Origin of the sequence: Exiguobacterium sp. s133 (genome assembly GCF_018618595.1) — a bacterium.
Lineage (GTDB): Bacteria > Bacillota > Bacilli > Exiguobacteriales > Exiguobacteriaceae > Exiguobacterium_A > Exiguobacterium_A oxidotolerans.
In genome coordinates this window covers 44,115-60,794 of the sequence record NZ_JACSMK010000004.1, presented here as the reverse complement: position 1 = coordinate 60,794, position 16,680 = coordinate 44,115, and the positions used below count along the sequence as shown (strand labels likewise).

Genomic DNA, 16,680 nt, shown 5'->3' with positions numbered 1-16,680 from the left:
AGAGTTTTCCCAAAAAAGCTTATGCTAAAACGTCGAGTACTTCGTCTAGTTCGACAGCACCAAAATATTTTTTTAATTCATACTGACTTAATACTTCCCGCAATGACGCACGGTCGTATCGTTTTCCTTCTAATGCTTGAGCAATTTCCGAGGCATCCGCGACACCAAAGAAATCTCCATAGATTTTCGCTTCTTGAATGATGCCCTTCGTAACATTAAGCCGGAAATCAATCGTTCCGATCGGGAAACGTTTTTTATGGATGACATCAAACTTCGGAGACTTGCCGAAGTTCCAGTCCCAGTTGCCATACCGTTCTGCTGAAATCGCATTAACCTTTTCCCAATCTGCTTCCGTCAACGTATAACGCTCGATTTCTTTTCCTTCATAAATCGAAGCGAGCAGATGATCAACGAATTGATCCATCGTCAACGGTTCAGTTAAGAATTCAGAAATATTGGCGACACGACTACGAACTGATTTGATTCCTTTTGATCGCATTTTTTCTTCGCTGACGACTAACGCATTGACGACTTCTTCAATATTCGAATCAAGCATCAATGTCCCGTGGCTAAACATCCGTCCACGGGTCGTAAACTGAGCATTCCCACTAATCTTACGCGTTCCGACATGAATATCGTTTCGCCCAGATAGCTCAGCTTCCACGCCCAGTTTGTGAAGGGCTTGCACGACAGGCTCCGTGAACTTTTTGTAGTTATTAAACGAATCACCGTCATCTTTCGTCAAGAAACTGAAGTTCAAGTTTCCCTCATCGTGATAAACCGCTCCACCACCAGATAGACGACGCACGACGTGAATGCCATGATCCTCGACGTACTTCAAGTTGACTTCTTCATTCGTGTTTTGATTTTTTCCGACGATGATGGAAGGACCATTGATATAAAATAAAAAATAGTCTTCTTCATTGACGTTCAAGTTATTCAAGATGAATTCTTCGACAGCAAGGTTAATCCGCGCATCTCGAATTTCAGGGTGAAAGATAAGTTTCATGTAGGGTACGTTCTCCTTTTGTTAGCCTGGATTTTAGTTACAACCATCGACTCCGCAAGCATCACCATCTGCTACGACTTCAATCTTTTGTTCCGCTTGAATCCGGTCCATCACTTGGCTAAACGCTTCAACGGGTTGCGCCCCTGAAATCGCATATTTACGATCAAATACGAAGAAGGGAACTCCTGTCACACCAAGTTCGCGTGCCATATCTTCTTCTTCCCGGACTTCAGTTGTTGAAGTATCTGATGCAAGGAATGCCTCAACCTCTTCTGAGTCGAGTCCGACTTCCTGCGCAACGCGCGTCAAGATTGACGGATCGTTCAAGTTCTCCCCTTTCATGAAGTAAGACTGAAAGAGTGCTTCCGATATCTCATCCATTTTACCATGTTTTTTCGCGAGTTGAGTCAAGCGATGAGCTTCAAATGTATTGGCAGGAACGACACGATCCATTTCGTACATTAATCCGTCAGCTTTCGCTGACTCAACGATGCCTTGTGACATATTACGTGCTTCCTCGACTGTCGTACCGTATTTCGAAGCAAGAATTTCATATAATCCTTTCGTCGGTTCAGCCGGTGCATTCGGATCGAGTTCAAAACTTTTAAATTCGACCTCTACATTTTTCATTCCATTCGCTTCAATTGCTTTTTCTAGACGTTTTTTCCCGATATAACAAAACGGACACGCGTAATCTGACCATACTTCTACTTTCATTTCATTCCAACTCCCTTTGATTTTTCAGTATGGACTAAGCATAATCCTCAGCGACACCTCTTGCAATTAATCTGATTTCAAGTCATGGAAAAATGCCCCCGACGTATTGTAGGGAGCATTACAACGTGTAGATAAAGTAATCTCGAGAAATAAAAGCGGTTTTTTTCGTTGCTTTCCTCGGGTGAGGCGCAAGCCATTGCGCCTTGATCTTAATGGACAACGAGCAGGGTCTTGCCTGCCTCTGAAAGTGCGTTAAACACGCACTTTCACCCGTAGGAGTCAACGACACGTGACGCTTTTTAGGTGATACCGTGAGGGAAAGGCATGCATACGGTTTAGAGCACAATCCGTCTTGAATCGCTTTAGACCGCGAAAAGCAATCGGTCGCGCTCCTGCAACTTTGCTGTAGCGGCGCGATCGATTGCCACTTGGAAAACGAGGCGGGACAGGGAATCGCGAGTTGATAGCATCTCGATATCGCATGTTCACGCTTCATAAGCATTTGTCTACAACCTCAAATGCCCCCGACGTGTCGTCGGGGGCATTACACACTTATTTCATTCAGTTAGCGGCAGAAGCTGTTTCAGTAACGAGTGCGTGTGACGCATCGTTAATTTCAATTTCTAATTCTTCTGTATACTGTTTCGTTTGTTCTTCCGTCCAGTTCAAGTGTTGTTTCATCTCTTCGATGACTGCGTCTTTATACTGACGTGCCCAAGCGATATTGAAGAAGACAGCGCCAGTCCGACGAATAAAGAAATCGATTGGACGTGCGACCATTTCTTGCTCAATTCCATAATGGAGCTGTGCATAGACATCACGCGGAAGTTTTGTTTCTGCTTGATCGTAAGCTGCAGCATACGTCAATACTTCAGAGATGTTTGATCCGTAACGTTGCGCAAGGAACAAGACTTCTTCTGAAGTGAGTCCGTTTGCTGGTGCTTGCGATTTCAAGAACCGTTCGAAACCTTTTGCTCCGTCGACATGTCCACCTGAGATTGGCATATTTTTTGTTGAACAACGCGCATAGGCACGGTTCGTTTCTTCTTTTAATAGTTTCGCGACCAGGTTGACAACATGCTCTGCCATTTTGCGGTATCCTGTCAATTTACCACCTGCGATTGTGATGAGTCCTGACTCTGACTGCCATACTTCATCTTTCCGTGAAATTTCAGAAGGATCTTTCCCTTCTTCATAAATCAATGGACGAACACCAGCCCAGCTTGACTCGACGTCTTCCGCCGTGACTTTGACTTCTGGGAACATGTAGCGAATCGCGTCTAAGACATAATCTTGATCTTCGACAGTGAATTTCGGATGCGCTGTATCTTTATCGAAGAACGTATCGGTTGTTCCGACATATGCTTTACCGTCACGTGGAATCGCGAAAATCATCCGACCGTCTGGTGTATCAAAATAGACTGCTTGTTTGAGTGGGAATTTAGATTGGTCGATGACAACGTGAACCCCTTTTGTCAAACGAAGTTGTTTCCCGACTTTTGAACCATCTTTCTCACGTAACTCATCGACCCATGGTCCTGTCGCATTCACAACTTTTTTAGCACGGATTTCATGAACATCTCCTGTTAAGAGATCTGTCACACGCATACCGACGACTTTACCTGCTTCGTAGATGATTTCTTCAGCTTTCGTATAGTTGACGACACGTGCTCCGTGACTGACGGCTTCTTTCATGACTTCAATCGTCAATCGTGCATCATCTGTCCGGTACTCGACGTAATAGCCGCCACCTTTTAATCCGTCTTGTTTGACTAACGGTTCTTTTGCGAGTGTTTCTTTTGCAGATAACATCGAACGCCATTCTGAACGTTTGACACCCGCTAGGAAATCGTAGACACGGAGTCCGATTGACGTACTGAACGGTCCGAATGTACCACCTTTATGCATCGGTAGTAACATCCACTCCGGTGTCGTAACATGTGGTCCGTTCTCATAGACGATTGCTCGTTCTTTCCCGACTTCAGCGACCATTTGAATTTCAAATTGTTTCAGGTAACGTAAACCACCATGGACGAGTTTCGTTGAACGACTTGACGTCCCGGCTGCAAAGTCTTGCATTTCAACGAGACCGATTTTCATGCCGCGTGACGCAGCATCGAGTGCGATTCCTGCGCCTGTAATTCCGCCACCGACGACGAGTATGTCAAGTTCTTCACGTGTCAATCGATTGTAGACGTCTGTACGGTTTTTGCTTGAAAAAGATTGGTTAGCCATGAATAGTTCCTCCTGTTAGGTTCGAAAAAGAAAAAAAGAGACCACAACGAACAAGCTGACTATGCCAACTGCTGTTGTGGTCTCTCCATATTCTCCGACCGGTTTATTAACTTATACCCAATATAACATATGTCACATCATTTAAACAACATCGTAGCTTGGACAGCTTTTTTCCATCCGTCATATAATGCATCGCTTTCTGTTCCATCCATCTCTGGTTCGAAACGACGATCCATTTTCCAATGTGCCGCGATTTGCTCTTTGTCCTTAAAGAATCCGACTGCGAGTCCTGCAAGATATGCAGCACCAAGTGCCGTCGTCTCATTGATTTCCGGACGTTCGACTGGTGCATTGATGATATCGCCTTGGAACTGCATTAAGAAATCATTTTTAACAGCACCACCATCAACACGAAGTGCTGACATTTCAATTCCTGAATCTTGCTCCATCGCCGTCAAGACGTCGCGTGTCTGATACGCAAGCGACTCGAGTGTCGCACGAATGAAGTGTTCCTTTTCTGTTCCACGCGTCAGGCCGAAGACTGCTCCACGGACGTCGCTATCCCAGTAAGGTGTCCCGAGTCCGACGAATGCCGGAACGACATAGACGCCGTCTGAAGAAGTGACACGTTTTGCGTAAGCTTCCGTTTCCTTCGCATCATTAATGAGACGTAAGCCGTCGCGCAACCATTGAATTGCTGATCCGGCAACGAAGATGCTTCCTTCGAGTGCATATTCGACTTTTCCGTCGACACCCCAAGCGATCGTCGTCAATAAGCCGTGATCCGAAACGACTGGTTTTTCTCCTGTGTTCAACAACATGAAGCATCCTGTACCATATGTGTTTTTCGCCATTCCTTTTTCAAAACAAGCTTGACCAAATAATGCCGCTTGCTGATCGCCTGCTGCTCCAGCGATCGGAACCGACTCACCGAAGAAATGATAACCTGCTGTATTCGCATAAATTTCAGACGACGGACGGACTTCAGGAAGCATGGCTTTAGGCACATCAAGAATCTCAAGTAATTCGTCATCCCACTTCAGTTCATGAATGTTGTACATCAATGTCCGACTGGCATTTGAATAGTCTGTCACGTGCGCTTTTCCACCTGACAACTTCCAAATCAACCACGTATCAATCGTTCCGAATAAGAGTTCTCCTCGTTCTGCACGTTCTCGTGACCCCTCGACGTGATCGAGGATCCACTTGACTTTTGTACCTGAGAAGTAAGCGTCAATTAAAAGACCAGTTTTTGAACGGAACAATTCACCATGACCCGCTTCACGTAACTCTTCACAGATTTCAGCTGTCTGTCTGGATTGCCAAACAACTGCGTTGTGAATTGGCTTACCCGTTTCTTTTTCCCAAACGACTGCTGTTTCACGTTGGTTCGTAATCCCGATTCCAGCGATTTGATTCGCTTTTACGTTCGCTTCTGTTAAACATGTTGCGACAACTGCAAGGACTGTACCCCAGATTTCATTCGCATTATGCTCGACCCAACCCGGTTTTGGAAAATACTGCGTGAATTCACGTTGGGCGGAATGAACGATTTCCCCTGCTTGGTTAAACAGAATCGCTCGTGTACTCGTTGTTCCTTGGTCTAATGATAAAATGTAGTTCTCCATCTCTTCCCCATCCTTTGTATCTAGTAAGTTAAGCTGACTTTGACGCTACTGACGTTTCTTTATTCGGACGAATACCGAATTTATAGCATAAACCTAAAATGACAATTGTCACAAGTCCGACGATAATGAAGGCCGGTGTATCCTTGCCTGAGAAAACAGACCGATAAAATAATCCACCTAAGCTTCCGCCTAATACGGGACCGAGTACTGGAATCCAAGCGTAACCCCAATTCGATGATCCTTTTCCTGCAATCGGTAAAATGAAGTGTGCGATCCGCGGTCCTAAATCACGTGCCGGATTCATTGCATAGCCTGTCGTTCCCCCGAATGACATACCGAGACTAACAATCAAAAAGCCGACGATGAGTGGATTCAAACCATCTGAGAACGTATTAGCACCAATCGATAAGATTCCGACGACGAGCAGGAACGTAGCAATCAATTCACTGACAACGTTTGCGAATGTATGTGGAATAGCGGGTGACGTTGCGAAAACACCCAATTTTGTTGCCGGGTCTTTTGTTTCTGCCCAGTGCGGTAAGTAATGAAGATAAACGATACTGGCACCGACGATTCCACCTAAGACCTGCGCGATCATGTATCCTGGTACATCTGTCCAAGCAAATGAACCGTCAAAGGCTAATCCGAGTGTGACGGCAGGGTTCAAGTGGGCTCCACTGAACTGACCGACGGCATAGACGGACAACGCTACCGCAAATCCCCAAGCAAACGTAATGACAATCCATCCAGCGTCTTTAGCATACGACTTTGATAGCGAAACCCCTGCCCCGACTCCGTTACCTAACGCAACAAGTAAGGCTGTTCCTAAAAATTCTGCTAGTACTGCTGACATGTTCTATTCCCCCTTTTATCAAAATAGCAACAAAAAAAAGAGATTCACACTTCCTCCCTCTTGAGAATTACTCAAAGGGAATAAAAGCGTGAATCTCCGATTTCTCCGTCACTGTGTATTAACTTAATGTCACTATAACAATCGATGAAAACGCTGTCAAACACTTTTTGTGCGTTTTATCATAGCGCTTTCATCGTTCAGGTTCAAAATGTCGCCACAACTCTTTATTGGACGTCGTAATACTCGACGCACCCGCTGCAATCGCTTGTTCTACTTCCTCGACCGTATCAATCAATCCACCCGCAAAAACGAGTCGTCCCGTTTTTCGTTTAACTTCTTCAATGTATTTTGGCATCAATCCGGGTAACACTTCGATATAATCAGGCTGAGTCCGCTCCATCAATTGATAACTTTTTTCGAGTGAACTGGAATCGAGCAGAAACATCCGTTGCATCGTTTTAACTTTCTTTTGACGCGCCTTTAAGATGACGCTCGCTTTCGTTGAAATGACACCATATGGCTTTAATTCCTGACAGACGTACTCCGTCGCATATTCATCATTTTTTAGTCCTTGAACTAAATCCATATGCAAAAACATTTTTTTATCATATCGATTGGCTAATTCATAAACCGACTTCAAACGCGAGACGTGCATCTCGAGTAACACTCCGTATTCATACGGACTTTTCAGCATTTTTTCAAAGTCCTCAAGTTTCCTGACGGACGGTAAAATTTTCTGACCAAAATAAGTCATCGTCACTCCCCATTTCTTTGAATTGTTTTCAGTATGTCGTGTCCAGTAAAGGTTTCGCAATGGGGTTTCCTGAATTTCCATGAAAAGAGTCAACACTTTTAGGGTATACCTTAACGTAAAACTGTCTGAAAAGGAGGTGAGAAGCGTAGCATCACTTGCTACGTTCCACCATGAGTCAACAAAAACGAATTACGATTTACTTATTTTCTATCATCATCAACGCCTTAGGGAACAGCTTTATGGTCACCGCCGCAATCGGGAGTGCTCCTTGGACTTCCGCCAGCGAAGCTTTAGCGAGAATTTCACCTTTAACGGTCGGGTTAGCAATCGTTTGTCTGCATATCTTCGCGCTCGCCAGCGCTCTCGCTTTAGGAAGTCGTTTTAGTTGGTGGACAATTATTTTAAGTTTTTCGCTCGTCGTTTTATTTGGTGTTGCGATTGACTTTTTCTTAGCTATTCATCAGTTACTCTATGTGCCATCGAACCTTGTAACCCGTTCGGTTTATATGATAATCGGGATGCCGATGATTTCATTAGGTCTCGCCCTTTATCTACAAATCGGTTTCGTCTTAATGCCGCCTGATTACTTGATGAAATCGTTAATCAGTCGTTTTAACAGTACGACAATCGGTGCGACGATCAGCTTAGCAATCCCTTTCCTCATCGCAAGTGTTCTTTCCATCGTCGAACACGAATTGATTGGAATTGGTGTCGGAACCTTTGTGTTCTTGTTATTGAATGGTCCATTAATCGAGTTTTTCCAGCGGATTTTCCCGATTTCCAATCGAGTGAAGTAATTAAAAAAATCCCGCCCTCACGAATCATATGAGGACGGGATTTTTTTACGTATATGATTTCTTTTGGAAGATTAAAATTGATCCACCGAGCAATACTAAGATATGCGCAAGTACAAAGAGCACGGAGAACGTCAATGTCGTGTCCATTTGATTAGCCATCTCTGCCATTAGTGAACCATCGAAGTACATCGACCAATCGAGGTGCATGAAGACGATCCATTTCGCGATTTCTGGTTTAAAGGCAAGCAAGACGTTCCCGGCAATCGAAGTAAAGAACTGAGCAAGTACAGTAAAACCGATGATCATTCCGACGGAGCGGAAAACGAGCGAAAAGAATAACGTCATGAAAATCGTAAAGATTGGACCTACCAGTTGTAACCAGGTATCCCGCATGACGAGTGGGTCTCCAGCTTCAGAGAACGTAAATGACAATGCGTATGAAAGCAGGACGATAAACAGGAACTGACCGAGCATGATGAGAACGGAAAACGCTAATTTCGAGAAATAAATCGTCATCCGAGAATATGGACTCATCAATAAATGTTTCATCGTATCATACCGGACTTCATTACCAATCGCTTCAGCTGTGAAGACGATTGTGATGATACCAAGCAGTGCAATTAAAACCATCGACGTGATTGAATAAAATTCACTTCGCGTAAAATCGATATCATTTGTCTTTGCGATTATGATGATTCCAATCGTAACGAGTACATACAAGGCCAATACGATTTTCGATTTTTTCATCGTCCACCATTTCATCCATTCATTTTGTATGAGTGAAAGCATGTGAATCCCCCTCTTTTTTCGTGACTTGCAAGAATTGTTCTTCTAACGTCATCCGTTTAATGGTTAACTCGTGTAAATCAGCAATCGGAACGACTAGGCGAGCAATCGCCGGGCATGACGTTTCAGGAGCCGTAACGACGATTCGATCATTCCACAGATCCGCTTGATAGTTTGCTGCTTTAAGTGCTTCAAGTACGTCTTCCGTTTCTTCCGTCGCAACACGTAATAAAATTTTCGATCCCGTCTCATTGCGGACGGATTCGACAGATTTGATGACACCTTGATCGATGATGGCATACCGGTCGCTAATCTGCTCCATTTCACCCAACATATGACTCGATATTAAAATCGCAATCTGTTGATCCCGAGCCATCGCCCGTAAATACTCACGCAGTTCTGCGATTCCGGCTGGGTCAAGCCCGTTCGTCGGTTCATCGAGAATGAGAACACGCGGATTATGTAATAAAGCGCGGGCAATTCCTAAACGTTGTTTCATCCCAAGAGAATACTCGCCGACTTTTTTCGACAGCTTCCCTTCCAGCCCAACGAGACGGGAAAGTGCCTCGTAGTCGACTTCACCTAAACCTGGAATTAAGTTTTTCGCATGAACGAGGTTTTGCTTCCCTGTCATATACGGATAAAATGCCGGATTTTCGACAATCGCTCCAATTTGCGTCAATGCTTTCGAACGCTCCTCGACGACATCGTGTCCATTCACGGTCACTTTACCTTCGTCCTGCTCTAACAACCCTGTAATGATTCGAATTGTCGTCGTTTTCCCCGCACCGTTCGGACCTAAAAATCCAAAGACTTCTCCGGGTGCAACTTCAAAGCTGACATCTTTTAGGATTTGCTCTTTTCCGAGCCGCTTCGAGATATGTTCAATCTTCAACATTTTTTTCGCCTCCTCATTTTTTTACTCTACCTTTACATTGTACGGGAAATAAAAGAAAAAGTTCCTTTTCTTACAATTATGTAATCAAAACCCACTTGCTCTTTGTATAATAAAAGCATTGAATGTTACGAAATTGATGAAAGAGAGGTTCGACATGGACGTTACGTTTATTGAAATCACCCCGGACCACTTTAAAGATGTTCAAACCATTTTTAATCACAACCTGGCATATGCTCAGCTAGAAAATCGTCAACTTCCTTTAACTCGTCAAGCATTCACAGAAGAGTTCCTTAACCCCGAAACCGTCAGTCTTCTATGTCGAAGTGATGCGGGATTTTTTGCAATTATCGACTATTTGCCTGAACATCCAAGGGACGGATCAACTTGGATTGGTCTCTTTTTGATTGATGGCCGCTATCATCACCAGGGAGTCGGTACAATTCTTTATCATACTTTTCATGAACGCTATTTAAAGAACAAAGACGTCATTCGTTTAGCTGTTCTTCCAAAAAATCAAATCGGACAATCTTTTTGGCGGAAACTAAGTTATATTTTCGAACAGAAAAGTATTTCTAATACGAACCAGGAGGTCGAAGTTTTCGTCAAATTTCAAGACCTGTCGAGGAACTATGATAAAATAAAGTAGAATACGTCATCGTATATTTACAGGTGAAATGGAGCTCACTAGATGCAAAAGTTATCAATTCGTTTTGATGTGTTACTTGCAATGCTAATTGCCCTACTCTTTTTTACAATGACCTTATGTTTAACCTTTTTTATTAGTGACCGTGCAACAGATCGCCTAAAAGAAGAAGTCGGAATGACGTTGTCTGCGACTGCCTACCAGTTGTCTGATAAACTCGACCATTACATGTGGTCACGGGCAGCAGAAGTTAATCTACTTGCTACGCTTCCGACGCTTAAAAATTCAGCAGACCTCCCTGTCACGCGAACGACGTTAGAACAACTTCAGCAACAAATTCCTGATTTCTCTTGGATTGGTCTACTCGATGCGAACGGTACAGTGCGTGCTTCGACGGATCAAATCTTAGAAGGGCAATCGATTCAATCACGCCCCGTCTTCCAAGAAGCGACAGAACGCCCATTCATTGGTGATGTCCATGATGCCGTCTTGCTTGCAAAACTGCTTCCCAATCCGAGTAATGAACCTTTACAGTTCGTTGATATCAGCACCCCTTTATTCACTGATGGTCGATTGACTGGCGTCCTTGCAGCGCACCTGAGCTTCGCCTGGGCAAAAGAAATCGAACAAAGCTTTAAGAGTTCAACCAAACAAATCGAGGGTTTAGAATTTTTCATCGTCAGCGAAAATCAACGGACTGTTTTACTCGGACCGAATGAGTGGCGCGGTAAAGCGCTCCCACAGAATCTCGTCGAACCCGTCGAGTCCGGTTATCATGTATCGGAATGGTCTGATGGAAATGTCTATTTGACCGGCTCGACTAAAAGCCAAGGCTACAAAAACTACGATGGTCTCGGCTGGACGATTCTTGTCCGTCAACCAAGTGAAATCGCTTTTAACGACGCCATCCTATTGAAGAAATTTATTTTTTTCGCTGGACTGATTGCTTCCATCGTTACTGCCGTCATCGGTTGGTTCATCGCGCAACTCATTACGAAACCACTCAAGAAAATTACATTGGCTGCTGAGCAGATGCAACACGATCATTCAATCTCAATCCCGTCCCATAAAGGAATTCGAGAAATCACCGTTCTATCGGTTGCCTTACGTCAACTGATTGCTCAGCTGTCTGATACAGAACAGCAACGAACGACGTATGAGACGTTAGCGCTCATCGATCCGCTGACCGGTTTACCGAACCGAAACGGACTGTCGAACTACTTACATGAGATTTCTTTAAATGAAACGCCCGAAATCTATCTTTATATTGATTTAGATGGCTTCAAAGCAATCAATGATCGATTTGGACATCAGACAGGTGACGTATTATTAAAAGAAGTAGCTGAACGTTTAAGCCAGATGAGACGCCCGAACAGTATGATCGCACGACTTGGCGGAGATGAATTTTTAATCGTTTTGAACGATGTCGTATCCTTTGATTTACTCGATCAGTACGGAACAGAAATCATAGCGTATCTTTCAGATTCCTATGTCATCAATCAATCCACACTTCAGATTGGGGTAAGTATCGGAATTGCGACGCGACGATTAAACGAATCGGTTGAACAAGTCATCCACCGTGCTGATATTGCACTATATGATTCTAAAAAACTTGGTAAAGGTCGATTGACGTTCCATCGCTAACATTAGACATTGACAAGAGGGAACGCTCTCCGTAATGTAAGCAAATAGAAGAAAAAATATAAATAAATGCATAAGGAGCTGTCAGCATGAATCAGTGGACACGCGAGGCACGCTATCGCCCCCTCTCAGATATCGCACCGGAAGTTTATCAAACAATGAAGGAAGAAGTAAGAAATTCTCCTTGGCGGTTTTCTTACCATATCCAACCTCCAACCGGTCTCCTAAACGATCCGAACGGTTTTGTATATCACGACGGAACGTATCATTTATTTTATCAGTGGTTCCCACTTGGACCTGTTCATGGTCTAAAGTATTGGTACCACATGACATCAAAAGATTTAGTCCATTGGTTTGACGAAGGCGCGGCACTTATTCCGAACGATGATGCAGATTCCCATGGTGCATACTCAGGTAGCGGCTTCATTAAGGATGATGCTGTCCATATTATGTATACAGGAAACAAACGCGATGCAGATTGGGTACGGCATCCAAGTCAAATCGTTGGTCATTTGCGTTCGGATGGTCGCATCGACAAACACTTACCTCCTGCGATTCCGAACGTTCCTGCAGGTTATACAGAACATTTTCGCGACCCGAAAGTCTTCCAGGAAGCGTCTGGTACATGGTATTGCATCATCGGAGCTCAGCGCGACGATTTAACGGGATGCACCGTCCTCTATCAGTCGGAAGATACTGAAACATGGACGTTCCTCGGAGAGTTGAAGACACAATACCCTGACTTTGGCTACATGTGGGAATGTCCTGATTACTTCGAGCTCGACGATAAAGGTATTTTATTATTCAGCCCACAAGGCATTGAGCCGGACGGGGACGCTTATCAAAACATTTTCCAATCCGGATACATGATTGGGGAAAAACTAGCTTTGCCTGAGTTAACGTATCAACACCATGCCTTCTCAGAACTCGATTTCGGGTTTGATTTTTATGCCCCCCAAACGACGCAAGCAGCAGATGGACGCCGGATTTTAGTCGGATGGATGGGCTTACCAGACATTTCATACCCGAGCGACATGTATAACTGGGCTCATGCATTAACACTTCCACGTGAACTGACGTTGCAGGAAGGACGTTTGAAACAATTGCCTGTCCGTGAACTCGATCTTCTTAGAAAACGTACAATTTACGCGCAATCTACTGAAATTAATCATGCGATGGTGATGGCCCAAGCAGAGACATTTGAACTCGATCTATCAAACTTAGCACTTCAAACAACGCAGTTCGAGATACATGTTCGAGCCGCTGACCAGGAAGCAACCGTCCTAACTTATGATGCGATGACACAACGCTTTACGCTTGATCGTAGTCGTTCTGGCGCTGAAGTTCCTGCTGTCGATTACGGTACGACACGTACTGTTCAATTAGAACAACCGTTACATCAACTACGGCTATTCGTTGATCGCTCATCAATCGAAATCTTTTTGAATGACGGTGAAGCTGTCGCTTCCACTCGCATTTTCCCGAAATCAACGAGTCAGGATATTACGTTAATCGGTGATTTGACAGCGGATATTGCGATCTACGAATTGTAAATATAAAAAGCACAGCACTTTTAGACTGGGAGTCCGAAACACGTGATTTGCTCTAAAAAAAATTAAAGAAGGGATTGCCATCTAAAATCGATGCGCAATCCCTTCTTTAATTTCGTCCTGTTCAAAATCATCCGATTGTATCTCAAGCCTTTTCGATGGTACTCAACGCTCTAATTGCGTTTCTTTTTGCAAGCTAAAAGCGAGTATGTGTTGTTCGCCGATTGGTCCCATGACTGATTGGAGCGTATCTACATAACCGGTTTTAAAATATAACGATTTAGCCGCGATATTTTTTTTATTGACAGCTAATGTAATGGCAGTTACTTGCGGAAAGTGTTGCTGAACGAATTTTGGTAGCTGCAACATCGCTTCTTTGGCATACCCTTGTTTTTGATGTTTAGCATCAATCGAAAATGCACGTAAGAGAACACTTTGTTCTTCTGTCCGATGCGTTTTCGGGGGGTTTAAGTGCAAGATGAAAAAGCCGACGACTTCCAAGTCTTTTTTGATGACGACAGGAAACTTATCTGGATTTTCTAACGCTTCCGTTACGACACGAGTCGGGAAAGTCGTAAATTGAACTTGTTCTTCCGGAAGTATAAAGGCATCGCATTGCTCATAGTGTTCATCCGTATACATAAATAATCTGATTTGAGACATGGTTTTTTTTCATCCTTCCGTCTATTTCAAAAAGAGCTACTTTAGCTCACTAGACTTACATCAATTCCCATTTTACACTGATTTTAAGTTTTATCCTATACATAACTCATCGAAAAACGAAGTCACTTCTCATTTTTTCTCATATCATACTTTCTGTTTCGTTCTAATATTATTCCACTTCTTTTACTTCCTTAATCAATTATGATGTCGGAAATGCTAAACTAGGGAAAGAAAATCGAGTTTACAGATGTTAGAGGTGAAGATTGACATGTCCGATGATTTCTTTAAAAAAATGGAGCTTGAAACTGGTACGAAGTTGAACCCCGTCCAACGTGCTGCGATTGAGCATGATGAAGGTCCGCTTCTGTTACTTGCTTCCCCCGGGTCTGGTAAGACAACTACCTTAAACTTTAAAATTGCTTATTTAATCTTAGAAAAGAAAGTAAATCCACGAGCGATTCTAGGTTTGACGTTTAGTAAAGCAGCAGCCCATGAAATGGCGGAACGGTTTCACGGTTGGTTTCATCATCTTATTGGGACGACTGCGTCCTTTTCCACCATCCATAGTTTCGCTTTTCAGGTCGTGCGAGATTATGCGTCATTGAATCAGTTACAATATACGATCATCGAAGGTGCTTTGGAAAAGACAGCGAATCAGCCGATGCATAAACGAATGGTATTACGTCGTATTTTCCAGGAAATAAACCGTAGCGTCATCACAGAAGATCAAATGGACGAGTTGTTACGGATGATTTCTTTTGTCAAAAACCGCCTCCTCGTCGAAAAAGATATTCGTACATTAAAAACAACGATTAAAAACTTCACAGAAATCTATCTTGCATATGAACAATTTAAACTGCGCGATCCCTCACATCCTTTGATGGATTTTGATGACATGTTGACGTATGCCAATACGATTCTTGCTGACGATGCTTCTTTGTTAGCTAACTATCAACGACGTTTCGAATATATATTGACGGATGAAAGTCAGGATACCTCTCTCGTCCAGCATCAACTCGTTGAAAAATTGGCTCTTCCGCATAACAATCTCTGTGTTGTCGCTGATGATGACCAAACTTTATATAGCTGGCGTGGTGCCGATGTTTCGAAGATTATCCACTTCAAGGACACGTACCCGGATGCAACGGTTTTGTATATGGAACAAAATTATCGTTCGTCAAAAGAAATCGTCGAAACGGCGAATCAATTCATTCAACGGAATAAAGTACGACATCCGAAAAAAATGTTCACAGAAAATCCATCCGTCCGTCCGATTACGATTGAACAGCTTGCTTCTTATGAAGATCAAACGCGATATGTCATCAATCAGTTGCGGCAGGAAACGAACTTTGAGGAAGTCGCGATTCTTTACCGGAACAATGCATCGTCAATCAATGTCATGAATGCACTCGATTTAGCAAATGTTCCATTTTACATTAAAGATGTCGATCATAAATTCTTCAGTCACTGGGTCCTAAAAGATATTTTACATTTTATCGAATTCGCCCAGGATCCTTCCGACATCGATGTATTGGCACAAATTCATACGAAGTTTGCCGGCTATATTTCTAAAGTCCAGTTGCAACGCCTCTATGAATTACGTAATGGTGAACATGCGTTTGACTTGTTACTTCAACATGTCGAGATGAAGTTTTACCAAAAGAAACAATTAAAAACGATGAAAACTGTTTTCGCTTCGATTCAAACTGCCCGTCCGGCTGCTGCTCTTGCTTTGATTCGTAATGAACTCGGATACGAAAAAAACTTACGTAAGATGAGTGACAGTCTTGGATTCAGTATCGATTATTTACTTGAGATGTTGAACACGATTGAAAATGTCGCCAGTGACTTACCGACCGCTCTCGCATTCAAGGAGCGTATTGTTCACTTAGAGCAACTGATGCGTGATGCCAAGTCCAATAAACATCAAAACGCAGTCACGCTTTCCACGTTCCATAGTGCAAAAGGACTCGAATTTAATCGTGTCTTCATGATTGATTTAATCAATGGCGTTTTACCATCATCAGATAATATCAAATCCTATAAAGATGGTCAGCTCGAAGAAATGGAAGAGGCTGCTCGGTTGTTCTATGTCGGCATGACACGAGCACGTCATGAACTCCATTTGATTTCGTATCGCTACAAATCAAAAGTCGTCGAAGAATCGATTTTTGTTGGCAACGTGCGACAAATCCTGAATCCAGATGCCGCTAAACGACAAAAACAGCAAGCACAAGTTCGACCGAGTATGCGTCCTCCCGTAGAACTATTACCAATCGAGGAAAAGATGCGGATTGCCCATAAATCATTTGGCGAAGGGACTGTTCTTCATTTAACAGGAGACGTTCTCGATGTTCAATTTGATCAAGGTGTCGAAAAACAATTTTCCCTTCAAGTTTGTTCAGAGAATCAACTCATTTCCATTTTATAAGAAAAACCCGCTGCATTTTCTACTGCTACGACGAGTAGAAAAGCTGACGGGTTTTTTCTTGATTTAATTTTCTAC

Annotated in this window: 14 protein-coding genes; 5 read left to right on the top strand and 9 right to left on the bottom strand. The window is 43.3% G+C overall.

Annotated features, from left to right (window positions below; genetic code table 11):
- Positions 1–19: 19 nt before the first annotated feature.
- The 6 genes from lplA to KNP96_RS07240 all read right to left on the bottom strand — a co-directional run bounded on the left by lplA (position 20) and on the right by KNP96_RS07240 (position 7,196).
- Positions 20–1,009, bottom strand: a complete 990-nt coding sequence (gene lplA / locus KNP96_RS07265) for a lipoate--protein ligase (RefSeq protein ID WP_029332843.1) — start codon at positions 1,007–1,009, stop codon at positions 20–22.
- A gap of 33 nt (positions 1,010–1,042) precedes the next feature.
- Entirely contained in the window at positions 1,043–1,726 is a 684-nt protein-coding gene (locus KNP96_RS07260; RefSeq protein ID WP_088836479.1) for a DsbA family oxidoreductase, read from the bottom strand.
- A 561-nt stretch (positions 1,727–2,287) separates the two neighbouring features.
- A complete protein-coding gene (locus KNP96_RS07255; protein ID WP_088836478.1) occupies positions 2,288–3,961 on the bottom strand; it encodes a glycerol-3-phosphate dehydrogenase/oxidase in 1,674 nt (557 codons plus the stop codon).
- A 137-nt stretch (positions 3,962–4,098) separates the two neighbouring features.
- Positions 4,099–5,589, bottom strand: a complete 1,491-nt coding sequence (gene glpK / locus KNP96_RS07250) for a glycerol kinase GlpK (protein WP_214765506.1) — start codon at positions 5,587–5,589, stop codon at positions 4,099–4,101.
- Positions 5,590–5,617: 28 nt separating this feature from the next.
- Positions 5,618–6,442 carry an MIP/aquaporin family protein gene (locus KNP96_RS07245; RefSeq protein ID WP_214765509.1) on the bottom strand — a complete coding sequence of 275 codons (825 nt, stop codon included), beginning with the start codon at positions 6,440–6,442 and terminating at the stop codon, positions 5,618–5,620.
- 190 nt (positions 6,443–6,632) lie between these two features.
- On the bottom strand, positions 6,633–7,196 hold the full coding sequence (locus KNP96_RS07240) for a glycerol-3-phosphate responsive antiterminator (RefSeq protein WP_088836476.1): 564 nt from the start codon (positions 7,194–7,196) through the stop codon (positions 6,633–6,635).
- Between the two features lie 155 nt (positions 7,197–7,351).
- On the opposite strand from KNP96_RS07240, the gene KNP96_RS07235 reads away from it, so the two are divergent.
- The gene (locus KNP96_RS07235) at positions 7,352–7,993 is read left to right on the top strand and encodes a YczE/YyaS/YitT family protein (protein ID WP_239456834.1); all 642 of its coding nucleotides are present in this window, start codon (positions 7,352–7,354) and stop codon (positions 7,991–7,993) included.
- A gap of 45 nt (positions 7,994–8,038) precedes the next feature.
- On the opposite strand, the gene KNP96_RS07230 is transcribed toward KNP96_RS07235, so the two are convergent.
- Both KNP96_RS07230 and KNP96_RS07225 read right to left on the bottom strand, forming a co-directional pair.
- Entirely contained in the window at positions 8,039–8,782 is a 744-nt protein-coding gene (locus KNP96_RS07230; RefSeq protein ID WP_088836474.1) for an ABC transporter permease, read from the bottom strand.
- Entirely contained in the window at positions 8,760–9,677 is a 918-nt protein-coding gene (locus tag KNP96_RS07225; RefSeq protein ID WP_214765516.1) for an ABC transporter ATP-binding protein, read from the bottom strand. The genes KNP96_RS07230 and KNP96_RS07225 overlap by 23 nt, the downstream gene beginning before the upstream one ends.
- A gap of 154 nt (positions 9,678–9,831) precedes the next feature.
- Between KNP96_RS07225 and KNP96_RS07220 the strand changes: the two genes are divergently transcribed.
- From KNP96_RS07220 to KNP96_RS07210, 3 genes are all read left to right on the top strand, one after another.
- Positions 9,832–10,323 carry a GNAT family N-acetyltransferase gene (locus KNP96_RS07220; RefSeq protein WP_088836472.1) on the top strand — a complete coding sequence of 164 codons (492 nt, stop codon included), beginning with the start codon at positions 9,832–9,834 and terminating at the stop codon, positions 10,321–10,323.
- Positions 10,324–10,365: 42 nt separating this feature from the next.
- Positions 10,366–11,964 carry a sensor domain-containing diguanylate cyclase gene (locus KNP96_RS07215; protein ID WP_088836471.1) on the top strand — a complete coding sequence of 533 codons (1,599 nt, stop codon included), beginning with the start codon at positions 10,366–10,368 and terminating at the stop codon, positions 11,962–11,964.
- Positions 11,965–12,050: 86 nt separating this feature from the next.
- Positions 12,051–13,514 (top strand): glycoside hydrolase family 32 protein, encoded by a 1,464-nt coding sequence (locus tag KNP96_RS07210; RefSeq protein WP_088836470.1) that lies wholly within the window; start codon positions 12,051–12,053, stop codon positions 13,512–13,514.
- 162 nt (positions 13,515–13,676) lie between these two features.
- Here KNP96_RS07210 and KNP96_RS07205 read toward each other — a convergent pair whose 3' ends face one another.
- Complete coding sequence (locus KNP96_RS07205) at positions 13,677–14,174, bottom strand: GNAT family N-acetyltransferase (RefSeq protein ID WP_088836469.1); 498 nt, start codon at positions 14,172–14,174, stop codon at positions 13,677–13,679.
- 268 nt (positions 14,175–14,442) lie between these two features.
- Here KNP96_RS07205 and KNP96_RS07200 point away from each other — a divergent pair, with 268 nt between their 5' ends.
- The gene (locus KNP96_RS07200) at positions 14,443–16,605 is read left to right on the top strand and encodes an ATP-dependent helicase (RefSeq protein ID WP_088836468.1); all 2,163 of its coding nucleotides are present in this window, start codon (positions 14,443–14,445) and stop codon (positions 16,603–16,605) included.
- Positions 16,606–16,680 lie beyond the last annotated feature (75 nt).